Consider the following 23,196-nt stretch of genomic DNA (forward strand, 5'->3'; position numbering starts at 1 on the left):
TATTGATCAATGAGGGCAGGAAGGCTGGGGTATTCTTGGGTCAACATGACAAGCCCTGCACCCGCCACTCCCCAACCTGTTCATTACCGCGTCGAGATCGCCGATCTGCAGGCCCACCTGTTTCACGTCACGCTGACGATTGCACAACCTGCGGCGCTTCAGCGGGTGTCCCTACCGGTGTGGATACCGGGCAGCTACCTGGTGCGCGAGTTCTCCAAAAACCTGCAGGGTTTGCGGGCGCATCAGGGCAGCCGCAGCCCGGCGGCGCTGGCGGTGCAGCAACTGGACAAATGCAACTGGCAAATCGCCTGCGCGCCTGACAAGGCCCTCGTACTGCGCTACCAGGTCTATGCGCATGACAACTCGGTGCGCACCGCCTGGCTCGATGCGAACCGGGGCTTTTTCAACGGCACCAGCGTCTGCCTGAAGGTCGAAGGCCAGGATGCCATGCCGCATGTTCTGGAAATTCCTGCCGTCAAGGCCGTGGACGGCTGGTCGCTGGCCACCGGCTTGACGCCGCACACCATCGACAGCCGGGGCTTTGGGTCTTACCAGGCCGCTGACTACGATGAGCTGGTCGATGCCCCGGTCGAAATGGGCGCGTTCTGGAGCGGCAGCTTCACCGCGCGCGGCGTGCCGCACCGTTTTGTCGTGGCCGGCGCAGCGGACAGCTTCGACGGCGCACGGCTGCTGGTCGACACGCAGAAAATCTGCGAGACCGAAATCCGCTTCTGGCACGGCAGCCACAAGCCGCCGCATCAAAATTACCTGTTCATGCTCAACGCCGTGGACGACGGCTACGGCGGGCTGGAGCACCGCAACTCCACGGCGCTGATCTGCACCCGCAAGGACCTGCCGCGCCAGGGCGACGCCAAGACCTCCGACGGCTACGCCACGCTGCGCGGCCTCATCAGCCACGAATACTTCCACACCTGGAACGTCAAGCGCCTGCGCCCGGCGGAGTTTGAAAGCTACCGCCATGACCGCGAAAACTACACCGAACTGCTGTGGTTCTTCGAAGGCTTCACCAGCTACTACGACGACCTGCTGCTGCGCCGCGCCGGGCTGCTGGACAACGCTGGCTACCTGAAACGGCTGACCACCACCGTCAACCAGGTCGCGCAGGCGCCCGGCCGGCTGGTGCAGTCGGTGGCCGAGGCGAGCTTCGACGCCTGGGTCAAGTACTACCGGCCTGACGAGAACACGCCGAATGCAACGATCAGCTACTACGCCAAGGGCGCGCTGGTCGCCCTGTGCCTGGACCTGACGCTGCGCAGCGAAGGCCGCACCACGCATGAAAAAACACTCGACGACGTGATGCGCGCGCTGTGGAAGCGCTGCAAGGCCGGGCCGATGCGCGAGCTTGACGTGGCCGCCGTGCTGGAAACCCTAAGCCTGCGCTCCTTTGCGCCCGAGCTGGCCGCCTGGGTGCATGGCCGGGACGAGCTGCCCATTGGCGAACTGCTGGAGCAGCATGGCGTGGCCGTGCTGGATGAACCGGCGCAACTGGCGCAGCGGCTGGGCCTTCGCGTCAGTGAAAACCACAGCATCCAGATCAAGACCGTGCTGCGCGGCGGGGCGGCCGAACAGGCCGGTTTTTCGGCAGGCGACGAATGGCTGGGGCTGGAATTGCCAGGCAAGGCATCGGCCAAGACAGTCCGGGCGGCTGGTGCAGGCTGGCGCATGGGCCGGCTCGATGATCTGCTGCTGTATGCCGGCGATGCCAAAAAGGTCATTGCGCTGGTGGCGCGCGACAAGCGCCTGATGCGGCTTGAACTGACCCTGCCGCCTGCGCTCACGACCCGGCGCCTGGCCGTCAAGAACGAGGCGCGGGTCAACGAGTGGCTGGAACCCAGGGCTTGAACGGCCCGGCTATTCGCCCCTGAAGGCTGCCGGCCGCTTTTCAAGGAAAGCCGTCACGCCCTCAATGTAGTCGTGGGTGCGCGACAGGGCCGACTGCTGGTCACGCTCCTCGTCGAGCTGCTGGTCCAGCGTGCGGGTGATGCCTTCGCGCAACAGATGCCGGGTGGCCACCAGCGCCCGGGTCGGCATGGCGGCCAGCCGCTGGGCCAAGGTGACGGCGGCGGCCAGCGGGTCGTCAGCCACGTCCCAGATCATTCCCCATTCCTTGGCCTGCGCGGCCGTCAGCTTGTCGCCGGTCAATGCCAGCCCCATGGCGCGCGCCAGCCCCAGCTTTTGCACCAAGAGCCAGCTGCCGCCCGCGTCGGGCGCCAAGCCGATCTTGCTGAAGGCCTGGATGAAGCTGGCGTTCGGCGCGGCCACCGCCATGTCGCAGGTCATCGCCAGCGATGCGCCGGCGCCCGCCGCCACGCCGTTGACGGCAGCCACCGTCGGCATGCGCAGCGCCAGCAGCCGGCGCGCCGTCGGGTTGAAGGCCTGTTCGATCAGCGGCCCCGGATCGGCGCGCTCGATCAGGTTCGGGCCGGGTTCAAAATCGAACTCGGACAGGTCGGCGCCAGCGCAAAAACCCCGGCCCGCGCCGGTGATGACCAGCGCACGGATCGCCGGATCGGCTTCGGCCCGGTCCAGCGCAGCCCACAAGTCATGGTGCATCTGGCGGCTGAAACTGTTCAGCGCCTGCGGGCGGTTGAGCGTCACCACGGCAACGGCGCCCTGGGCGGCATACAGCACCGTGGATTCGGTGCGGGATTCGGATTCTGGAAGGGTCATGGTTTTCTCCTGCCTTGAATTTAGCATTGCGCCCAAGCCTTGACCGGCCCGGTTTTCCCTGCCCTGAGAGGATGAAAGCCGGCACCGGCCATGGCATGATGGAAGGCTCTACAAGGACCCAACCATGACCTACGAAACGATTGTGACGTCTACCCAAGGCCCGGATTCCCGCCAGGTAGGCATCATCACGCTGAACCGGCCCAAGCAGCTCAATGCGCTCAATAACGAACTGATGGATGAACTGGGCAGCGCGCTCAAGGCCTTTGACGCCGACGACAGCATCGGCTGCATCATCCTGACCGGCAGCGAAAAAGCCTTTGCCGCCGGCGCCGACATTGGCGCCATGGCGCAGTACAGCTTTGCCGATGTCTACAACAACGACTACATCACGCGCAACTGGGAACAGATCCGCAGCATCCGCAAGCCGGTGATTGCGGCGGTCAGCGGTTTTGCGCTCGGTGGCGGCTGCGAGCTGGCGATGATGTGCGACTTCATCATTGCCGCCGACAACGCGAAATTTGGCCAGCCCGAAATCAAGCTGGGCATCATTCCGGGCGCCGGCGGCACGCAGCGCCTGCCCAGAGCCGTCGGCAAGGCCAAGGCCATGGACCTGGCGCTGACCGGCCGCATGATGGACGCTACCGAGGCAGAACGCGCCGGACTGGTGAGCCGCGTCGTGCCGCTGGCCCAGCTGATGGACGAGGCGCTGGGCGCAGCCTTGATGATCTGCAGCTACGGCCAGCCCAGCGTGTTTGCCGCCAAGGAAGCCATCAACCGGGCCTTCGAAAGCGGCCTGAGCGACGGCGTGATGTTTGAGCGGCGCCTGTTCCATGCGTTGTTTGCCACAGAAGACCAGAAGGAAGGCATGGACGCCTTCGTCAACAAACGCAAGCCCGCGTTCAAGAATCGCTGAAAAATCGCCCCGAAAATTGGCTATAATTTCGCTCTTAAGGTGATATAGCTCAGTTGGTTAGAGCGCAGCATTCATAATGCTGATGTCGGTGGTTCAAGTCCACCTATCACCACCAGATTTTCAAAAAGCCCCGCATGCCAAGCGCTTGCGGGGCTTTCTTGTTTTTCGGATCCGGCGATCAATCGGCTTTGGGTCTCAACATGCGGCCACAGCGGGCGCCTTACTGAAGCCGGTGCGCCAGCCCATGCTTGTTCATCAACCGATACAGCGTCATGCGGGAAATGCCCAGTTCACGCGCCGCATGAGTGATGTTGCAGTCGACGCGTCCAAGCGTCAGCGAAATGGCATCGCGTTCCGCCAGGGTGCGCGCGGCCTCCAGCCCGATACCGGCATCGTCGCGCGTCCCGGCAAGCATCAGGTCGGCCGGCGTGATCAGGCGCTGGTCCGTCATGACGACGGCGCGCTGCACCCGATTACACAATTCACGCACGTTGCCCGGCCAGTCATGGGACATCATGGCCGCAATAGCCTGCCGGCTGAAGCCTTCAACCGGCCGACGGTGCCGTTCACCCCTGCAGCGCTGCAGCGCTGCAGGAAATGCTGGGCCAGCACCGGTACGTCGGACAGGCGTTCGCGCAGCGATGGCACCACGATGGGCAAGACGTTGAGACGATAAAAAAGGTCTTCCCGAAACCGCCCCGCAGCCACCGCCTGTGACAAGTCCAGATGCGAGGCCGCAATCACGCGGGCATCGACCGGCAGGCTGCGCGTTGAGCCGACACGGTGAATCGTGTGTTCTTGAAGAAACCGCAGCAGGTTGGTTTGCAGTTCGAGCGGCAGGTCGGTGATTTCGTCCAGAAAAAGAGTGCCGTCATTGGCCGATTCGATCAAGCCCAGCTTGCCCGCCGTTGCGCCGGTAAAGGAGCCCCGCTCATGACCAAACAACTCCGTGTGAATCAGAGATGGCGCAATCGCGCCGCAATTGATGGCGACAAACGGCCCTGCGGCACGCATGGAACTCTGGTGAATGGCGCGCGCAGCAAGTTCCTTGCCGCTGCCGCTTTCTCCGCCAATGAGCACAGGCGCCTCATTGGTGGCCACTTTACGGATCTGATGCTGCAGGCGCAGAATCGCCGCACTGCTTCCGACCATGCCCATGCTGCTGGCGGCCTGCCCGGCTTGATCCTCACGGCCACGCAAATGGGCGCGGCGAAAGGCGTGGCCCAGTGTGAGGTCCAGCACGCGCCAATCCAGCGGCATTGTGTGGTAATCGAAAAAATAGTTCAGCACCAGTTCGCGCAGGACCGGCAGATCAAGCCCCTCGGGCGGGATCACGCCCACCCACTCCGTTGCACGCGAGAGACGCAAAAACTCTTCCACGGTATTGAATCGATCAGCCGGCAAATTGCCAAGCAGCAGCAGGCCCACCTGCACCGAGGGATGTCCCTGGAGACGTTGCGCCGCAGCCAGGTCTGCGGCAATCAATACCTCCCAGCCTTCAATCCGCAAATGGTTGACGACCTGCGCAGAGTTGTCCGCCAAGCTGACGCAAAGGACTTTTCTCAAGGTCATGACACCCCTTCAAAACGACATGGGAATTCTCAGGGTCAGGGAAAGGTCCGGTGTATCCTGCGTCAGACCGGCTCCTACCGTGACACTGAAAGCAGTCTTGTCGCTGTACCGGTAGGAGTACCCCAGCAGCAGACTGGCCAGTTGGGTTCGCACCGAGCCGCGCACCGGATCGCCGTTCTGGCGCGTGCGGCCCACGGAATTGAGGTCAACCCCCATGCTGAGCGAAGACTTGTCGTTCAGTGTCAGCCCCATGCCGAAATTAACGCCTAAAACCCCGCCGGGCTCGACGCTGCCTATGGACTCGCGCTCGCCGTTGAGCACCAGACGGCTCACATTGCTGCGCTTGAAGTTATGGGTGTAGCTGACGCCACCAAAGAAAACCGCCGGGTCGGACGGGAACAAAAAGGTCACGCCCGGTTGCAGCGAGTAAAAACCAGAGCCGGTCGGTAAATCGAGCGGCAGGCCCGTTCCCGTTGTGTTGCCGATGCACCGCGTGACGCAGTCTGTGACCACTTCAAACGGATCCTTGCCGGTGCGCGACTTGAAGCGCAGGGAGCCCAGGAAATAGGGCCGGTTTGCGCCGCCTTCATTGAGCTGGTAGCGCGCTGCCACTTCGACATCGCCGATCGCTCTGCCGCTGTTGTTGAAGGCATTGTCAGCGGCTGATCCGGTGAAAATTTCGCGGCTGATGGTGGCATCGGATCGGTAGACATAGGGCAGCCTGGCCTCAAGCTCCAGCCGGTTGCTCAAGCCGTAGCGGGTTGTCAGGGCGCCGGTGACGGTGTTGCGCTTGACCTCGCGTACATCCACCAGACCAATCAGCAGCGCTGGAATGATGGTGTAGCCCACCAAGGCCACCCGGTTGCTTGATGAATAGACGTACTGAAGCGAAGGCTCGAGTACGAATTTGCCTTTGGGGGTAAGAATGCCGGGCTGGTCGAACAACGGAGCGACCGCAGGGGGCTGGCGCTCCTCGGGCGGCGCGCTCCCCACGCGCACCTCCCGCTGGCTGGTATCGGATGCCGTATCAGTTGCTGGCTGCGATGGCGACGCAGCCCCGGCTGGCCCGGCCAGCGTGCGGGGCTCCTGTCCTAAGGAACGCTGCAATTCGCGGTGACGCGCTTCCTGATCGGCCACGGCCTGCCTGAGCGATTCGATCTGGCGGGCTTGCTCGCCCAGTTGCTGCTGCAATTGCTCTATGCGGCTGCTGGACGTGGCTGCTTCTTGTGCATGAGAAGCTGTTGCCGTCATGGCGAGGACGGAACAGGCCAGGACAGCCATTGGCCGCGAAGCACAGGATATGTTCATGGACGCTCCCTTCTTTTTGCACGGCCGCACGCTATGGACCGATGTTTTTGCTTGCAAGGAGCCAGAACATTTACCGCTTTGAGTGAGCAATAAAAGATTGCGACAAAAAGTAATTTGATCAATTGCACGCGATGCAAATACGCGGCTGTCACAAGGCTGAGACATTTTCAGCTCATCCGCGGCAAAGCCCCTGAAGACGGACTTCTGGCCAAAAAATAAAAAGAATTTTCATTGCCTCTCTTATGGCCCTTTCTCTTGCGTGGCTGATCAGATTTTTTGAACTTGTCGCAAGGTTGGGACAGGCCCGCAAAAGCACGTTGATGCGCGCGGTTGCGTGTTGATTCCCTGTTGGGCAGACCCCCTACAGCGAAAGGCTGGAGCCCGCCCGATCTTGCAGTAACCGCATGGACTGTCATGGAACCGTGACAGTCTGACCCCGATTCATGGACACGGCGCGATGGCCGGAGGATTTGAATAACCGCAGATTTTTCAATTCCCCCCTGACGGAGGGGTTTTTATCAGTTCAGTGGAAGCTTTGGCATTGAAGTTGCTGTGTCAGCCTCGATTTGCGGTCACGCAATTCACTTGGAACTGTTTGTCAAACAACGTTAACCAAATTGAGGAGGTTTCATGAAAAAGACACTTTTGGCTTCGGCCATGGCAGTCATGTTCGGCTTTACGGGAGGGGCTTTTGCACAAACCGATCAGACATCCTCGATCGGCGATAACACCAGTACCAACACGAGTTCAAGTACCGCAAGTACTTCGAGCACTACTAGGACCGACAGCAGTTCCAACAAGCGTTCCGGCGCTGCGCTGGCCAGCGCCGCACGCTCGGCCGCTGTCAACAACGGCTCCACCGGCACCTTCACCAACGCCTTCAACCAGTCCACGGCCACGGCGACCAGCAACCTGACCGGCACGGTCTCGAATAATGCGGTGTACAACCTCGGCAATACCGCTTACAACGCCGGCTCTGCCGCAGGCGGCAATGGCAATGGCGGTGCCGGCGGCAATGGCCTGGGTGGCACAGCCACCGGCTCGGGCGCCACCGGTACGGGTGGTGTCGGCAACGGCGCTGTAGGCGCAGTCGGCGGCAGTGCCTCCAACGGTGCCATCACCCACGACAGCGCCACCAACGGCAGCGCCACTGCCGGCTCGGGCGCTGCAGGCACGGGAGGCAATGCCACTGGAAACAACCGCGGCGGCACAGCGACAGCCAGTGGCACCGGCGGTGGCGGCAGCGGCACGGCCGGCGGTGCCGGCTCGGGCGCAGGGGGTGGTGCCGGCTCGGGCACTGCGGGCTACGCCAGTTCGGGCGCAAGCGGTGCCAGCGGCGGAAATGATCGCGGACTGGGCAATGGCGGTGCTGGCGGTACGGGCGGCAACGCAGACAGCACTGGCGGCGGTTCTGGCGACGGCACGGGCGGCAACAGCGGCAATGCCACCGCCGGCAACTCAGGCGCGGGCGGTGCGGGCGGTACGCCGACCAGCACTGGCGGCGGTGGCACCCGCACGGCAGGGCTGGGAACCGGGGGCGCCGGCGCACCCGCCACCAATGGCAGCGCCAGCAACGGCAACAATGCGGCGGGCAACGGCGGTGCGGGCGGCAGCGGAACCGGCGGCGCCGGCGCGGGTGGCAGCGGCGGCACCAACACAGCTCAAGGCGGCACCGGTGGTGTCGGCCAGGGAGGAACCGGCGGCGCTGGCGGCAGTCCTACAGTCACTGCCGGTACCTTCAGGCTGGCCAACACCATGACCAGCGTCGGGCAATCGGCAGCCGGCATCATGGTGGCGAGCCAGAACAGCGGCATTTCCTCACTGGTTCAGCAAAGCGTGAACGTCCAGGCTAACCTGGCCGTCGGCAAGTAAGTCAAATTCGGCATCGACCGCTGCTGTCATGGCAAAGGTTGATGCCGATTTTCCGCGATCGAACATTGAGGGGATAAAAATGAAACGACTTGACATCGCCTGGGTGACTTGCACAGCACTGGTCATCGCCCTGCCGGCACAGGCCATCGCGCAGAGTGCGCCCGTCCTGCCGACCGCTGAAAAGTCCCCGTTCTACAAGCCTGTTGGGACGACCACCCTGGAGGCGCAGCGCGGCGGGATGCAAGTCGTCGTCAATGACATGCAACTGGCGGGCACGACTTCCGGCAATTCAGCGACCAACGTCGTGACAGGCACCAATGCCATCAGTGCCGGCGCCTTCGCCAACATGAGCGGACTGCCGGTGGTGATTCAAAATTCTGGCGCCAATGTGCTGATCCAGAATGCCGTTATCTTGCACGTGCAGATGAACTGACAAGGAGGTCATCGTGAGGGGCTTGGGCAGCGCCCGCCGGGTCGCAGCCGGTTTATCTTCCGCTGGGTGGGGGGCGATGTGGCCCTGCCCGTCACCAGCATCCGCCAGGCGCGCCTGGCCGGCACCTTGCTGCAGCGATATGATTACAGTTGCGGCTCGGCAGCCATCGCCACCTTGCTGACGCACCACTACGGCCTGCCCACGACCGAGAGCCAGGTGTTTGAATCCATGTACCGGCAGGGCGACCAGAAAAAAATCCAGCGCGAAGGCTTTTCACTGCTTGACATGAAACGCTTCCTCAAAACGCAGGGCTTTGAAGCCGACGGATTCGAGCAATCGCTGGACAAGCTGATGGAAGCACGCGTGCCGGCCATCGTGTTGATCAACGAAAACGGCTATCACCATTTTGTCGTCGTCAAGGGATTGCACGGTGACCGTGTGCTGATCGGTGATCCGGCCAAGGGCACGCGCGCCGTGCAGCGGCCGGACTTTGAGGCCAGCTGGCAAAGCCGCCTTTTGTTTGTCATTCACAACCGCATGGAATCGGCTCGCTTCAACCTGGCGGCCGACTGGCGCGCGGCGCCCCAGGCGCCGCTGAGGGCGGGCATCAACCGCGATGGACTTGCCGGCGTCACGATGCCCGCACTCGGCCCGGGAGACTTCTGATGAACCACTTGCCCGCCCCGTCCTTGCTGGCCAGGCGCAGGCTCATGGCAGGCCTGTGGTTACTGCTTGCGACCGCTGCCGGCCATTCGCAAAACCTTGCGCCATCGCCGCAACCCACCCTCTGGCGGGCCGCCAGCAACCACAGGCTGGACCAGTTGCGCGGCGGCTTCGACATGGGTGCGGGCCTGATGGTGTCATTCGGCATCAGTCGGGCGCTGTTCATCAATGGCCAACTGGTCACCAGCACCTCGTTTCAGGTGGGCGACTTCAGCAAACTCACGCCAGCGCAGGCCGAGGTGCTCAGCCAGCAGGTTTCCTCGCAAGCGCAAGTGGTGCAAAACGGCCCCGGCAACACGGTTTCAGCCAATGCCGCCATCGTTCCCTTGGCGATGTATATCCAGAACACGCTGAACAACCAGACGATACGCAACCAGACCGTCATTGAGGCCACGACCAGCGGCCTGAGCCTGGTCAAAAGCCTGAACCTGCAAGCCACGCTCAACGACTTCATCAACAACGCCATCAGAAATCGCTAGGCCGCTATCTTTTTGGCTGCCGCAAGAGCCGCCAGGCAGCATTCACCTCGATTGGGCAGGCACTCGCCTCTTGACCAAGATCAAAATACGCCACCCGGCAAGAGCGTACGCTGGTGACCGTGCAATGAGCCCGCTCCGGGCTTCACGCCAGAACCTTGATATGCATGGCCTCCTCCACTCTTTCCGCCGCTGCTGACGCCCCGCGCCCGTCCCTCTTCGAACTGGTATGCCCCGCCGGCAGCCTGCCAGCGCTCAAAGCAGCGGTTGACAACGGCGCCAGCTGCGTCTACCTGGGCCTGCGCGATGCGACCAACGCACGCAATTTTGCCGGCCTGAACTTTGACGAGGCGGCCATTGCCACCGGCATCCGCTACGCCCATGAGCGCGGCCGAAAGGTGTTCATGGCGCTCAACACCTACCCGCAGGCGTCCAACCCGGGCCTGTGGCGCACGGCGCTCGACAAGGCGGCGGACCTGGGTGTGGACGCGGTCATCCTGGCCGATCCGGGGCTGATGCAGTATGCGGCTTTGCACCACTCCAGCCTGCGGCTACACCTGTCGGTACAGGGTTCGGCCACCAACTACGACGCCATCAATTTTTACCGTGAGCAGTTTGGCGTGGTGCGCGCCGTGTTGCCGCGCGTGCTGTCGCTGACGCAAGTGCAGCAGGTCATCGAAAAAACGCCGGTGGAAATCGAGGTGTTCGGCTTTGGCAGCCTGTGCGTCATGGTCGAGGGCCGCTGCGCGCTGTCGTCCTATGTCACAGGCGAGTCGCCCAACACCCACGGCGTGTGCTCGCCGGCCAAGGCGGTGCGCTGGCAGCAAACGCCCAAGGGTCTGGAGTCGCGCCTGAACGGCGTGCTGATTGACCGTTATGCCGATGGTGAAAATGCCGGCTACCCCACGCTGTGCAAAGGGCGATTCGATGTGGGCGATGATGAAAACTATTACGCCATCGAAGAACCCACCAGCCTGAACACACTCGAACTTTTGCCCCAGCTCATGAAGATGGGGGTGCGCGCCATCAAGATCGAAGGACGCCAGCGCAGCCCGGCGTATGTCGCGCAGGTGACGAAAACATGGCGTGAAGCGATTGACCATTGCACGGCCAACCCCCATCGCTATGCACCCAAACCGGCCTGGATGGCCAGCCTGGACAAGGTGGCCGAAGGCCAGCAACACACGCTCGGCGCCTACCACAGGCCCTGGAAATGATGACAACTCCTGCTTTAAAAATCGCCCTGGGTCCGCTGCAGTATTACTGGCCGCGTGACACCGTTTTCAGCTTCTACCAAGCGATGGCCGCCACATCGGTGGATGTGGTCTATCTGGGCGAAACCGTCTGCTCGCGCCGCCACGAGTTACGTCTGGTCGACTGGCTTGACATCGCGGTCAGGCTGCAGGATGCCGGCAAGGAGGTGGTGCTGTCCACGCAGGTGCTGCTCGAATCGGGCGCCGAGGTGGGTACCATGCACAAGATTGCGGCCAATGGCAATTTTTGGGTCGAAGCCAACGACATGGGCGCGGTGCAGCGCCTGGCGGGCAAGGTTGCGTTCGTCGCCGGGCCGCAACTCAACCTCTACAACCTGCCGTCACTGCAATGGATGGCGTCGCTGGGCGCAAGCCGCTGGGTCATGCCGCTGGAGATGAAGCGTGACGACCTGGCCATCCTGCAGCAAAGCCGGCCCGACGGGCTGCAAACCGAAGTGTTTGCCTATGGCCGCATGCCGCTGGCCTTTTCTGCGCGCTGCTTCACCGCGCGGCACCGCAACCTGCCCAAGGACGATTGCCGCTTCAGCTGCCTGGAGCACCCGGATGGCCTGCTGCTCAAGACCCGCGAAAGCGAAGAATTTCTCGTCCTCAACGGCACGCAGACCCAGTCATCAAAAGTATGCAACCTGGTCGATTCGCTGGACGAGATGCGCGCGCTCGGTGTCAATGTGCTGCGCCTGAGCCCGCAGGCGCAGCACATGAGCGACATCGTGGCACTGTTTGATGCGGCCCGAACGCAGGCACTCGCGCCGCGCGAGGCGCTGGCGCGCATGCAGCCGTTCATGCCGGCGCCGGGCTGCAATGGCTATTGGCACGGTCGCCCGGGTCTGGAGCAAATCAAGACGGCCGTCGCGGCCTGATCCCCGATGTACCACGGCGAGCGCTTCAACAGCATCAGCCACCTGGTGGGTGCGGCGCTGGCGCTGGCGGGCTCGGTGGTGTTGATCGTGCTGGCAGCGCGTATGGGCGACCCCTGGAAAATCGTCAGCTTCAGCATCTACGGCGCCATGCTGCTGCTGCTTTATGTGTTTTCCACGCTCTACCACAGCGTGCGCGGCCCGGCCAAGAATGTGCTGCGCAAGTTTGACCACTGCTCTATTTACCTGCTGATTGCCGGCACCTACACGCCGTTTGCACTGGTATCGCTGCGCGGCATCTGGGGCTGGTGGCTTTTTGGCGTGATCTGGGGGCTGGCGCTGGTGGGCATCGTCCAGGAAATCTGGCTCGCCAAAGGCGCGCGCATCGTCTCGCTGATCATTTATATTCTCATGGGCTGGCTGGCCATGGTGGCGGTGCTGCCGCTTTGGCGGGCGCTCACGCCCGCCGGCTTTGCCTGGCTGGCGGCGGGCGGCGCCTGTTACACACTCGGCATTATTTTTTATGCACTCGATCACCGGGTGCGCCACGGCCATGGCCTGTGGCACCTGTTTGTGCTTGGCGGCAGCATCTGCCATTTCTTCACCGTGCTGCTTTACGTGGCCTGACTCACCGGACCGAAATGACTGCAACATCTTCTTTTGAAATGCCCCGCCCCGTGGGCGCGCTGCTGTCCCGCCTGCCCGCCTATCCGGGCTCGCTGTTGCTGGTCAGCGGGCTTAACCTGGTGCTGGCAAAACAACTCCCCGACGACGTGCGCCAGCTGCTGCTGGACAAAAAACTGCGCATTCATGTGCGCGATGCACGACTGACCTTTGATTTCGCCTGGACCAGTCAGCGCTTTGCCGCCTGCCCGAAACAGCAATCCACCGACCTGATGCTCAGCGCCAGCGCGCATGACTTCCTGCGTCTGGCACAGCGCCAGGAAGACCCGGACACGCTGTTCTTCAGTCGCCGCCTGTCCATCGAAGGTGACACGGAACTGGGCTTGGTCGTGAAAAATGCGCTCGACGCCCTGGAACTGCCGGTGTTCGACCTGCAGCAATTTGCGCCGCACCAGGTGCTGGCGCGCTTAATGGCATGGCGTTCGGGAGTGAAATCATGAGTGCGCAGGCCAGCCCCCTGCCCTTGGTCTACGCCTGCTCGGGCTGCTCCAGCGCCGCGCAGCTGGCCAACCATGTGGCAGTGCGGCTGGACCGCAGCGGCGTGGCCGAAATGTCGTGCATTGCCGGCATTGGCGGCGACGTGCCCAGCCTGCTCAAGACCGCGCGCACGGGCCGGCCTATCATTGCGCTCGACGGCTGTCCGCTGGTTTGCGTAAAAAGCAGCCTGGCCCGCCACGGCATCACGCCCGACCGGCATTACCAGCTGCAACAATACGGTGTCAAGAAACGCCAGCATGAAGACTTTGACCTGACACAGGCCGCCACCGTCCTTGAACGTGTGAAAGCCGACCTATTAACCGAAACACCGGGCGAAAAGCCCCCTTGACATGAACAACACACTTCCCGATCAGGCTTTCACCAGCAGCGCTCCGGCCCCGGCTGCCCCATGAGCACCGCCTTCACCCACATTTCTGCGCCACGCCGCATCATCGTCGCCATTTCGGGCGCCAGCGGTGCCGTCTATGGCGCGCGCCTGCTGCAGGTGCTGCGTGATACCCCCTGCATTGAGTCGCACCTGGTGGTGTCCGACGCCGGCTGGCGCAACATCGAGCTGGAGCTGGACATGGACTGCAGCTACATCGAAGACATGGCCGATCATGTGCATGATGTGCACAACGTCGGCGCGGCCATTGCCAGCGGCTCCTTTGCCTGCAGCGGCATGGTGATTGCGCCGTGCTCGATGCGCACGCTGGCCGCGGTGGCGCACGGCCTGAGCGACAACCTGCTCACACGCGCTGCCGACGTCATGCTCAAGGAGCGCCGCCGCCTGGTGCTGCTGGTGCGCGAGTCACCGCTGCACATCACGCACCTGCGCAACATGCTCAGCGTGACCGAAATGGGCGGCATCATCTGCCCGCCCGTGCCCGCGTTCTACCTGCACCCCCAGTCCATCGGCGACATCGTCAACCACAGCGTGGCCCGCGCGCTGGACCTTCTGGATGTGCCGCACAACCTGGCGCGCCGCTGGGAGGGCGTGGAACTGGCCGAGGCTGCGTAGTAATTAAAGGCGGCCGCGCCTTAACCCCGTGTCCGTTTCCCCACCCGTCCTGGCTGGGCCTGCGCTGGGCAAGCAAAGCGGGATCAGGGCTCGTGCTTGTCTGAGCCGAAGGCGAGTTTGCACGAGACCCCCGCTTTGCTTGCCCAGCGCAGGTTGCCCGTAGCGCAGCGAAGGGACCCAGACTGCGGGTCGCCTTTCTTTGCTTACTTTCTTTGGCGAAGCAAAGAAAGTGAGTCGCCCGCCGGGGCGAATACCCGGCCAGCAAAACCATGCAAAGCCGAAGGGCTACAAAAACAATAGCTACCAGCGCATACGCGGCAAGCGCAAGAGCCACTTTTTCCTCAAAAACTATGCCCTACCAAGACCTGCGCGACTTCATAACCCAGCTGGAACAATCCGGCGAGTTGCGCCGGATCAGGCAGCCGGTCTCGCCGTACCTCGAAATGACCGCCCTGTGCGACCGCGTGCTGCGCGCCGGCGGCCCGGCCCTGCTGTTCGAGCAAGCCACCGGCCACACCATGCCGGTGCTCGCCAACCTGTTCGGCACCCCGGACCGCGTGGCGCGCGCCATGGGCGTGGCCGACCTGCAGGGCCTGCGCCCCTTCGGCGAACTGCTCGCCGCGCTCAAGGAGCCGGAAGCGCCCAAGGGCTTCAAGGACATGCTCGGCATGGGCGGCCTGCTGAAAACCCTGTGGAACATGGCGCCCAAGGAACGCAGCTCGGCCCCCTGCCAGGACATCGTCTGGGAAGGCCAGGACGTCGATCTGGCGCGCCTGCCGGTCCAGCACTGCTGGCCCGGAGACATCGCCCCGCTCATCACCTGGGGCCTGGTCATCACCCAGGGCCCGCACAAGGCGCGGCAAAACCTGGGCATTTACCGCCAGCAAGTCCTCTCACGCAACCAGCTCGTCATGCGCTGGCTCGCGCACCGCGGTGGCGCGCAGGATTTCCGCGACCATGGCCTCGCGCATCCGGGCCAGCCGTATCCCGTCGCCGTGGCGCTGGGCGCCGACCCGGCGACCATCCTGGGCGCGGTCACGCCGGTGCCCGACAGCCTGTCCGAATACCAGTTCGCCGGCCTGCTGCGCGGCGCCCGCACCGAGGTCGTGAAAGCGCTGGGCGTCCCCTTGCGGGTGCCGGCTTCAGCCGAAATCGTGCTCGAAGGGCATATTTATCCCGACGCCAGCCACAAGACCGGCTACCAGCATGCGCTCGAAGGACCGTACGGCGACCACACCGGCTACTACAACGAGCAGGCCGAGTTCCCGGTGTTCACCGTGGACCGCATCACCATGCGGCGCGATCCGATTTACCACTCGACCTACACCGGCAAGCCGCCCGACGAGCCGGCCGTGCTCGGCATGGCGCTGAACGAGCTGTTCATTCCGCTGCTGCAGCGCCAGTTCCCGGAAATCCTTGACTTTTACCTGCCGCCCGAAGGCTGCAGCTACCGGATGGCGGTGGTGCGCATCAAGAAGGCCTATCCCGGCCATGCCCGGCGCGTGATGATGGGCGTGTGGAGCCACTTGCGCCAGTTCATGTACACCAAGTTCATCGTCGTGGTCGATGACGACGTCAATGTGCGCGACTGGCGTGAAGTGATCTGGGCCATCACCACCCGCATGGACCCGGCGCGCGACACCATGATGGTCGAGCACACGCCCATCGACTACCTCGACTTTGCCTCGCCGGTCAGCGGGCTGGGCAGCAAGATGGGGCTGGACGCAACGAACAAATGGCCCGGCGAAACCCAGCGCGAATGGGGCCGCACCATCACCATGGATGCGGATGTGAAGGAGCGCATGGACCGCCTGTTCGAGTCGCTCGGCTTGTAATCTGCCGCCAGCAGGTTGCAGCGCTCAGAATACGAGTGCGTCATATGCACTGCCCGGCAAAGCTACACCTGTCACCTGCGTTCTGACAGATTTTCAAACCACTTCGACAATGAACAATGGACTTTGCCCACTCCCCCAAAGCGCAAGAGCTCAACCAGCGCCTTGAAGCCTTCCTGCAGCGCTACCTGCTTCCCTACAACCCGGCCTGGCACCGCGCGGTGCAGGACGGACTCTACCCGCCGCCCTTCCTCGAAGACCTCAAAAGCCTGGCCCGCGAGGAAGGCTTGTGGAACCTGTTCCTGCCCGGCCTGAAGGAGGACGAACCCGGCACCCGACTGTCCAACCTCGACTACGCACCGCTCGCCGAAACCATGGGCCGCCTGCCCTGGGCCGCCGAAGTCTTCAACTGCAGCGCGCCCGACACCGGCAACATCGAGCTGCTGCACCGGTTTGCCAGCGCCCCTCAGCGTGCGCAGTGGCTCACGCCGCTGCTCGAAGGCCAGATTCGCTCGGCCTTCGCCATGTCCGAACCCGACGTGGCTTCCTCGGACCCGACCAATCTGCAAACCACCGTGCGGCGTGAGGGCGACCAACTCGTGGTCTGCGGCCGCAAATGGTTCATCACCGGCGCGGCGCATCCGCAGTGCAGGCTGCTCATCGTGATGTGCCGCAACGATGATGAACCCAGCGCGCGCCCTGATGCGCCCGAGCCCCACCACCGGCACAGCCTGGTGCTGGTGCCGCTGGCGACCCCGGGCGTGCAGGTGCTGCGCAATATCGCGGTGCTGCATCACCATGCACCCGAAGGCCACTGCGAAATTTTGCTGCGCGAGGTGCGTGTGCCCGCCGAAAACCTGCTCGGCGGCTGGGGCGACGGATTTGCGATGGCGCAGGCGCGGCTTGGGCCCGGGCGCATCCACCACTGCATGCGCACCATCGGCCAGTGCGAACTCGCGCTGGCGCTGGCCACCGAGCGTACGCTGGAGCGCCAGGCCTTTGGCAAGTACCTGGCCGACTATTCCAACGTGCAGGACTGGATTGCCGAGTCGCGCATCGAGATCGACCAGGCGCGGCTGCTGGTGCTGCATGCCGCCTGGCTGCTCGACCAGGGCGAGGCGGCCAGCGTGAAGGCCACGCGGGCGCAGGTCGCCGCCATCAAGGTGGTGGCGGCGCGGCTGCAAACCCGGGTGGTGGACCGCGCCATGCAGGTGTTCGGCGCCATGGGGCTGTCGCCCGACACGCCGCTGGCGCAGTTCTGGACCTGGGGCCGGGCGCTGCACCTGATGGACGGACCCGACGAGGTGCACCTTCGCAGCGTGGCGCGCCACGAACTGGCGCAGGCGCGCGCACGCATGGGCGCCTCCAGTGCCTGGTTCACCACGCCGGGGCAACTGCAGGCCGAACCGCGCATTCGCTGAAGTCCAGCGGCTACACTTGAGGGCTTTGCAGGCGCAACAGCCTGGCAAAAAGATTCGTTCCCAACAGCCTCTGGACACACACCATGAACCGCTGCACCTCGCACCTCCTCGGCGCCCTCTTCATCCTGGCCGCATCGGCAACGCTGCCCGCCAGCGCGCAGAGCGCCACAGAATTCAAACCCGTCGCCAGGACATTTCCGGTTGCCGCCCTGCGCGGTGAAATGATCGTGACCACGCCGCCCGTCATCACGCTGGACGGCAAGCCCGACCGGCTGTCGCCAGGCGCGCGCATTCGCGACGCCAGCAACCTGCTGGTCATGTCGGGCGCGCTGGTCAACCAGAAGGTCGTGGTCAATTACCTGCGCGAAGGCGCCGGCAATGTCCATGAAGTCTGGATCCTGAACAGCGAAGAAATAAAGCTCAAGCGCCCCAACTCCAAGGCCTCGTGGTTCAGCTTTGGCAGCAACACGACCCCTGAGACCACAGCAACCGTCACGAAACCCTGACGCGCCGCCGCAGGCCGGCCAGCCGTCATTTCCAGAATTTATCAATCAAATCAGGCTCCTGCGCAATAAACACGGGCGTAGCCAGCTATCAATTAAGTAGTACTTCATGAGTAAAAAAGTCTTCATCAAAACCTTCGGCTGCCAGATGAACGAGTACGACTCGGACAAGATGAGCGACGTATTGCATGCCGCCGAGGGCTACGAGCCAACGCAGGACATCGACGAAGCCGACCTGATCCTGTTCAACACCTGCTCGGTGCGCGAAAAGGCGCAGGAAAAGGTCTTCAGCGACCTCGGCCGCGTCAAGCACCTGAAGGCCAGGGGCGTGCTGATCGGCGTCGGCGGCTGCGTCGCCAGCCAAGAAGGCGCGGCCATCATTGCGCGTGCGCCGTATGTCGATGTGGTGTTCGGCCCGCAGACGCTGCACCGGCTGCCGCAACTGCTGGCCAGCCGCGCCCGGCTCGGCAAGCCGCAGGTCGATATCAGCTTTCCCGAGATCGAAAAGTTCGACCATCTGCCGCCGGCCCGGGTCGAGGGCGCCAGCGCTTTCGTCAGCATCATGGAAGGCTGCTCCAAATACTGCAGCTACTGCGTCGTGCCCTACACGCGCGGCGAGGAGGTCTCGCGGCCGTTCGAGGATGTGCTGGTCGAAGTCGCGGGCCTGGCCGACCAGGGCGTCAAGGAAGTCACGCTGCTCGGCCAAAACGTCAACGCCTACCGGGGGACCATGGGCGGCACGGCGGAGATTGCCGACTTCGCCACGCTGCTTGAATACGTTTCCGAGGTTCCCGGCGTCGAGCGCATCCGCTACATCACCAGCCACCCGAACGAATTCACCCAGCGCCTGATCGACGCCTACGCCAGCCTGCCCAAGCTGGTCAACCACCTGCACCTGCCGGTGCAGCATGGCTCGGACCGCATCCTGATGGCGATGAAGCGCGGCTACACCGCGATGGAATACAAGAGCACGATCAGGAAGCTGCGCGCCATCCGGCCCGACCTGGCGATGAGCAGCGACTTCATCGTCGGCTTTCCGGGCGAAACCGAGGACGATTTTGAAAAGCTGATGAAGCTGGTCAACGACGTCGGCTACGACACCTCGTTCAGCTTCATCTTCAGCCCGCGCCCCGGCACGCCAGCCGCCAACCTGGCGGACGACACGCCGCACGAGGTCAAGCTGCGCCGTCTGCAGCACCTGCAGGCGGTGCTCGACGACAGCGTGCGCGCCATCAGCGCCAGCCGGCTCGGCACCGTCCAGCGCATCCTGGTCGAGGGTGCGGCGCGCAAGGACCCGACTGAACTGATGGGCCGCACTGAATGCAACCGCGTCGTGATTTTGAAGGGCCAGCCGCGCCTGATCGGCCAGATGGTCGATGTGAAAATCACCGAAACCAGCCAGCGTTCCCTGCGCGGTGAAGTCCTGATGCAGAGCGACGCCGTTGCGGCCTGAGACCGCCTTCCCGCACCCGCCTTCCAAGCCCATGCTGCAGCGGTTCTCATTCCGGCCCTTGCTGGTGATTGCCTTTTTGCTGATTGCCGCCCTGCTCGGGGCGGCGTCGCTGCGAGCGCTGTTCGCCCTAGAAGACCTGACACTGCAAAGCCGCGACAACGCAGCCCGCGCACTGGACCTGAGCGGCGCGGCGCAGTCGCTGCGCGAGCGCAGCGTGTCGATGGAGCGCAGCTCGCGGCAGTCGGTGGTGCTCGATGACCGCATCCTGCGGCAGCGCTTTCGCGACGAAGCCCGCGATGCCACCACCATCCTCGCGCGGCTGGCGCAGGAAGAAATTCCGGCCGCCCGGGAGCGGCCCTGGCGCGCGCACCTGGACACCATGCTCGACCTGCTGACCGGCCCGCTGGACACGGCGCTGGACCGCGAGCACCAGCTGGCGCAGGAATTTCGCGAACTGGAAAGCATCAACACCGCCATCGCGGTGCAGGTGCAGCAAGCCATCCAGCAGCGCAACCGGTCACTGCAAGACAAGCTCGAAACCAGCCGCCAGCACCTGGCGCAGCAAATCACGTGGGCGATCGTTCTGGCGGTTTTCATGGCGCTGGCCTTCGGCGTGTGGTTCACCCGGCCCCTGAAGCGGCTGGAAAACGCCATCGTCGGCCTGGGCGAGAACCGGCTGGACGAGGTGATTGCCATCAACGGGCCGGCCGACCTGGCGCTGGTCGGCGAGCGGCTGAACTGGCTGCGCCTGCGCCTTAGCGAGCTCGACGCCGACAAGTCGCGCTTCCTGCGCCACATCTCGCATGAACTCAAGACCCCGCTGGCGTCGCTGCGCGAAGGCGTGTCGCTGCTGGAAGACGGCGTGGCCGGCCCGCTGAGCCCGGACCAGCGTGAAATCGCGCAAATTCTGAAGCACAACACCGGCGTGCTGCAAAGCCAGATCGAAGATCTGCTGCGCTTCAACACAGCGGCTTTCGAGGCGCGCCAGCTGCGCCGGCAAACGGTTGACCTGCTCCAGCTCATCGAAGACCAGGTCGATGCGCAGCGCCTGCAGTGGCGTGCCCGGGAGCTGACGGTCAACATCAGCGGCGAGCCGCTCAAAATGGAGGTGGACCCGGAAAAAATCGGTACCGCGCTCGCCAACCTGCTGTCCAACGCCATCCGCTATTCGCCGCTCAAAGGTACCATTGAACTTTCACTGAGCCAGCAGCCAGGCCTGGTGCATATCGACATCCAGGACCAGGGTGCCGGTGTCGCGCCAGCGGACCAGGAACGGATTTTCGAGCCCTTTTACCGGGGCGAGCGCCAGCCGGAGGGTGGCGTTCGCGGCAGCGGGATCGGGCTGTCGATCGTGCAGGAATACATCGCCGCGCACGGCGGTCGCATCGAGTTGCTGCCGCAGGACGCGGGCTCCCATTTCAGAATCGAGTTCCCCCATGTTTACAAGAGCTGAATTTTTTGCGCGCTTCGGCCGGATTGGCTTGCGCCTGCCCGGCGCCGTGCTGGCGGCTTCCTTGCTGGCGGCTTGCTCGCTGGTCGCACCGCCGCCAAGCGTTCAGTCCGCAGCGCCGGCCCCGGCGGCGCCCGCCAGCAGCACCGCAGCCAATGGCAACGCAGCGGCGCCGTCCGCGCCTTCGGCGGGCATGGCGCCAGCGCCCGAGCGCGACGCCGTGGTCCGGGTGCTGGCCTTTGCAGACCGGGTCCGTTCGATGTCCACTGCGGAGTTGAACCAGGAGGTCGCGCGGCTGGGCAATCCCTACATCCCGGTCAGCCAGCTGCAGCTGGCCATCGTGCTCAGCCAGCAGCGCCAGACGCCGGAGCTGATACGGGCGCAAGACCTGCTGACGCGCCTGCTGGCCAATCCCGACGCCGAAGCCCAGGCGCTGCATCCGCTGGCCCGCCTGCTGGCCACCCGCTATGGCGAACAGCGCCGCATCGAAGACCTGCTGGAAAAACAGAACCAGCAAACCCGCGAGGTCCAGCGCCGGCTCGACCAGACCAATGAACGCCTGGAAGCGCTCAAAGCGATTGAACGCAGCCTGACCAGCCGCGCTGCCGCGCCGGCTGCGTCGGCACCCGCTAACCGTGGCCGCACGCACGCGCCCGCGCCATGACCCCTGCGCTTGCCCCCCTCTCGCCAACGGCAGCCCACCTGCTGGTGGTTGACGACGACGCCGACATGCTTCGGCTGCTCACCATGCGGCTGACGGCGGCGGGCTACCGCGTCACGGCCGTCACCTCGGCCGAAGCCGCGCTGACCGAACTGCAGCTCAGGCGGCCCCAGCTGGTGCTCAGCGACGTGCGCCTGCCCGGCAAGGACGGGCTGGCGCTGTTCGACGACATCCGCACCCTGCACCCGTCGCTGCCGGTGATTTTGCTGACCGCGCACGGCACCATTCCCGACGCGGTCGAGGCCACCGAGCGCGGCGTCTTCACCTACCTGACCAAGCCCTTCGACGGCAAGGGACTGCTGGACAAGATTGCCGAGGCATTGCTGCTGAGCGCGCCGGCCCATCCGGCCCGCCAGGGCAGCTTTGACGCCTGGCAGACCCGCATCATCAGCCGCTCCAGCCGCATGGCCGAGGTGCTGGCCGAAGCCCGCATGGTGGCCGCCACCGATGCCAGCGTGCTGCTGCGCGGCGAGAGCGGCACCGGCAAGGAACTGCTGGCCCAGGCGATTCACCAGGCCAGCCGGCGCGCCGCCAAGCCCTTCATCGCGGTCAACTGCGGCGCCATTCCCGAGGCGTTGCTCGAATCCGAACTGTTCGGCCATGTCAAGGGCGCTTTTACCGACGCGGTCAGCAACCACAAAGGGCTTTTCCAGGCAGCCGACGGCGGCACACTGCTGCTCGACGAGATCGGCGACATGCCGCCGGCGCTGCAGGTCAAGCTCCTGCGCGTGCTGCAAGAGCGCGAGGTGCGGCCGGTGGGCGCCAGCCAGTCGATTCCGGTGGACGTGCGCATCATCTCGGCCACGCACCGCGACCTCGATGCTGCCATGGAGGCCGGCGATTTCCGCGCCGACCTGTACTACCGGCTCAATGTCGTGACCCTGAGCCTGCCGCCGCTGTCGGAACGCCGCGAGGACATACCGCTGCTAGCCAACCACTTCCTGGTGACGCTGGCGGCCAAGTACGGCAAGCGCCTGAGCGGCTTTGCCCCCGAAGCGCTCAAGGCCTTGGGCACCGCCGCCTGGCCAGGCAATGTGCGCCAGCTTTACAACGTGGTCGAGCAGGTCTGCGCCCTGTCGAGCACGCCGCTGGTACCGCTGGCGCTGGTCCAGCGGGCGCTGCGCTCGCCAAGCATCCAGGTGCTGACCTTCGCCGAGGCCAAGCAGCGTTTCGAGCGCGACTACCTGGTTGGCCTGCTCAAGCTGACCGATGGCAACGTGGCCGACGCCGCCCGGCTGGCCGACCGCAACCGCACCGAGTTCTATCGCCTGATGCAAAAGCACGGCCTCACGCCCGGCCACTTCAAGGCCGACAGCTCGCAGCCGTCGCCGGAGTGAGTCGCTTTCTGGCGACAGGCTAAGCCCTTGATTTAAAACAACTTTTAGATTAAGCCCGGAATGTTGTCGCTGTATGGCGACAAAAACCGGGTTTTTCGTACTTTTTCGGTGACTTTTCGCTGCAGAAAATCATCTTTCTTGTTCAAGCTGTTGATTTTAAAAGGTTTTTCAAAGCTGG

Annotated in this window: 23 protein-coding genes and 1 tRNA gene; 20 read left to right on the top strand and 4 right to left on the bottom strand. The window is 64.0% G+C overall.

What is annotated here, in order from left to right; all coding sequences use genetic code 11:
* The first annotated feature begins 45 nt into the window (after nt 1-45).
* Nucleotides 46-1,863 (top strand): M61 family metallopeptidase, encoded by a 1,818-nt coding sequence (locus ACP7AD_RS14525; RefSeq protein WP_426148454.1) that lies wholly within the window; start codon nt 46-48, stop codon nt 1,861-1,863.
* 9 nt (nt 1,864-1,872) lie between these two features.
* On the opposite strand, the gene ACP7AD_RS14530 is transcribed toward ACP7AD_RS14525, so the two are convergent.
* Nucleotides 1,873-2,691 carry an enoyl-CoA hydratase-related protein gene (locus ACP7AD_RS14530; RefSeq protein WP_426148455.1) on the bottom strand — a complete coding sequence of 273 codons (819 nt, stop codon included), beginning with the start codon at nt 2,689-2,691 and terminating at the stop codon, nt 1,873-1,875.
* Nucleotides 2,692-2,815: 124 nt separating this feature from the next.
* Between ACP7AD_RS14530 and ACP7AD_RS14535 the strand changes: the two genes are divergently transcribed.
* On the top strand, nt 2,816-3,604 hold the full coding sequence (locus tag ACP7AD_RS14535) for an enoyl-CoA hydratase (protein WP_426148457.1): 789 nt from the start codon (nt 2,816-2,818) through the stop codon (nt 3,602-3,604).
* A gap of 38 nt (nt 3,605-3,642) precedes the next feature.
* A tRNA-Met gene (locus tag ACP7AD_RS14540) sits at nt 3,643-3,719 on the top strand.
* Nucleotides 3,720-3,824: 105 nt separating this feature from the next.
* Here the strand turns inward: ACP7AD_RS14540 and ACP7AD_RS14545 are convergent.
* From ACP7AD_RS14545 to ACP7AD_RS14555, 3 genes are read right to left on the bottom strand one after another with little or no spacing between them, the layout of a single operon-like run.
* Nucleotides 3,825-4,121, bottom strand: coding sequence for a helix-turn-helix domain-containing protein (locus tag ACP7AD_RS14545; RefSeq protein WP_426148458.1), 297 nt, complete (start codon nt 4,119-4,121; stop codon nt 3,825-3,827).
* The gene (locus ACP7AD_RS14550) at nt 4,118-5,176 is read right to left on the bottom strand and encodes a sigma 54-interacting transcriptional regulator (RefSeq protein WP_426148459.1); all 1,059 of its coding nucleotides are present in this window, start codon (nt 5,174-5,176) and stop codon (nt 4,118-4,120) included. Before ACP7AD_RS14550 ends, ACP7AD_RS14545 begins: the two co-directional genes overlap by 4 nt.
* A 9-nt stretch (nt 5,177-5,185) precedes the next feature.
* Nucleotides 5,186-6,484, bottom strand: coding sequence for an acetate kinase (locus tag ACP7AD_RS14555; protein ID WP_426148460.1), 1,299 nt, complete (start codon nt 6,482-6,484; stop codon nt 5,186-5,188).
* 630 nt (nt 6,485-7,114) lie between these two features.
* Between ACP7AD_RS14555 and ACP7AD_RS14560 the strand changes: the two genes are divergently transcribed.
* From ACP7AD_RS14560 to ACP7AD_RS14640, 17 genes are all read left to right on the top strand, one after another.
* Entirely contained in the window at nt 7,115-8,356 is a 1,242-nt protein-coding gene (locus ACP7AD_RS14560; protein ID WP_426148461.1) for a hypothetical protein, read from the top strand.
* A 28-nt stretch (nt 8,357-8,384) separates the two neighbouring features.
* On the top strand, nt 8,385-8,789 hold the full coding sequence (locus tag ACP7AD_RS14565; RefSeq protein ID WP_426148462.1) for a hypothetical protein: 405 nt from the start codon (nt 8,385-8,387) through the stop codon (nt 8,787-8,789).
* Nucleotides 8,790-8,867: 78 nt separating this feature from the next.
* Nucleotides 8,868-9,455: a C39 family peptidase gene (locus ACP7AD_RS14570; RefSeq protein ID WP_426148463.1), complete on the top strand. Its 588-nt coding sequence runs from the start codon at nt 8,868-8,870 to the stop codon at nt 9,453-9,455.
* Nucleotides 9,455-9,991 (top strand): hypothetical protein, encoded by a 537-nt coding sequence (locus ACP7AD_RS14575; protein WP_426148464.1) that lies wholly within the window; start codon nt 9,455-9,457, stop codon nt 9,989-9,991. The genes ACP7AD_RS14570 and ACP7AD_RS14575 overlap by 1 nt, the downstream gene beginning before the upstream one ends.
* Before the next feature lie 164 nt (nt 9,992-10,155).
* The gene (gene ubiU / locus ACP7AD_RS14580; RefSeq protein ID WP_426148465.1) at nt 10,156-11,205 is read left to right on the top strand and encodes a ubiquinone anaerobic biosynthesis protein UbiU; all 1,050 of its coding nucleotides are present in this window, start codon (nt 10,156-10,158) and stop codon (nt 11,203-11,205) included.
* Nucleotides 11,205-12,122 carry a ubiquinone anaerobic biosynthesis protein UbiV gene (ubiV, locus tag ACP7AD_RS14585; RefSeq protein WP_426148466.1) on the top strand — a complete coding sequence of 306 codons (918 nt, stop codon included), beginning with the start codon at nt 11,205-11,207 and terminating at the stop codon, nt 12,120-12,122. The genes ubiU and ubiV overlap by 1 nt, the downstream gene beginning before the upstream one ends.
* A 6-nt stretch (nt 12,123-12,128) precedes the next feature.
* A complete protein-coding gene (gene trhA / locus ACP7AD_RS14590; RefSeq protein ID WP_426148467.1) occupies nt 12,129-12,746 on the top strand; it encodes a PAQR family membrane homeostasis protein TrhA in 618 nt (205 codons plus the stop codon).
* 14 nt (nt 12,747-12,760) lie between these two features.
* The gene (gene ubiT, locus ACP7AD_RS14595) at nt 12,761-13,243 is read left to right on the top strand and encodes a ubiquinone anaerobic biosynthesis accessory factor UbiT (RefSeq protein ID WP_426148468.1); all 483 of its coding nucleotides are present in this window, start codon (nt 12,761-12,763) and stop codon (nt 13,241-13,243) included.
* The gene (locus tag ACP7AD_RS14600) at nt 13,240-13,629 is read left to right on the top strand and encodes a putative zinc-binding protein (RefSeq protein WP_426148469.1); all 390 of its coding nucleotides are present in this window, start codon (nt 13,240-13,242) and stop codon (nt 13,627-13,629) included. The genes ubiT and ACP7AD_RS14600 overlap by 4 nt, the downstream gene beginning before the upstream one ends.
* A gap of 60 nt (nt 13,630-13,689) precedes the next feature.
* Nucleotides 13,690-14,301, top strand: a complete 612-nt coding sequence (locus ACP7AD_RS14605; protein WP_426148470.1) for a UbiX family flavin prenyltransferase — start codon at nt 13,690-13,692, stop codon at nt 14,299-14,301.
* Nucleotides 14,302-14,651: 350 nt separating this feature from the next.
* Nucleotides 14,652-16,136: a 4-hydroxy-3-polyprenylbenzoate decarboxylase gene (gene ubiD / locus ACP7AD_RS14610; protein ID WP_426148471.1), complete on the top strand. Its 1,485-nt coding sequence runs from the start codon at nt 14,652-14,654 to the stop codon at nt 16,134-16,136.
* Between the two features lie 116 nt (nt 16,137-16,252).
* A complete protein-coding gene (locus tag ACP7AD_RS14615; RefSeq protein ID WP_426148472.1) occupies nt 16,253-17,554 on the top strand; it encodes an acyl-CoA dehydrogenase family protein in 1,302 nt (433 codons plus the stop codon).
* A gap of 83 nt (nt 17,555-17,637) precedes the next feature.
* On the top strand, nt 17,638-18,060 hold the full coding sequence (locus ACP7AD_RS14620; RefSeq protein ID WP_426148473.1) for a hypothetical protein: 423 nt from the start codon (nt 17,638-17,640) through the stop codon (nt 18,058-18,060).
* Nucleotides 18,061-18,166: 106 nt separating this feature from the next.
* Nucleotides 18,167-19,510: a tRNA (N6-isopentenyl adenosine(37)-C2)-methylthiotransferase MiaB gene (miaB, locus tag ACP7AD_RS14625; RefSeq protein WP_426148474.1), complete on the top strand. Its 1,344-nt coding sequence runs from the start codon at nt 18,167-18,169 to the stop codon at nt 19,508-19,510.
* 31 nt (nt 19,511-19,541) lie between these two features.
* Nucleotides 19,542-20,963 carry a sensor histidine kinase gene (locus tag ACP7AD_RS14630; protein ID WP_426148475.1) on the top strand — a complete coding sequence of 474 codons (1,422 nt, stop codon included), beginning with the start codon at nt 19,542-19,544 and terminating at the stop codon, nt 20,961-20,963.
* Nucleotides 20,947-21,624: a hypothetical protein gene (locus ACP7AD_RS14635; protein WP_426148476.1), complete on the top strand. Its 678-nt coding sequence runs from the start codon at nt 20,947-20,949 to the stop codon at nt 21,622-21,624. Before ACP7AD_RS14630 ends, ACP7AD_RS14635 begins: the two co-directional genes overlap by 17 nt.
* Entirely contained in the window at nt 21,621-23,018 is a 1,398-nt protein-coding gene (locus ACP7AD_RS14640; RefSeq protein WP_426148477.1) for a sigma 54-interacting transcriptional regulator, read from the top strand. The genes ACP7AD_RS14635 and ACP7AD_RS14640 overlap by 4 nt, the downstream gene beginning before the upstream one ends.
* The last annotated feature ends 178 nt before the right edge of the window (nt 23,019-23,196 follow it).

The organism is Polaromonas sp. DSP2-3-2b2 (assembly GCF_049895905.1).
Lineage (GTDB): Bacteria > Pseudomonadota > Gammaproteobacteria > Burkholderiales > Burkholderiaceae_C > Polaromonas.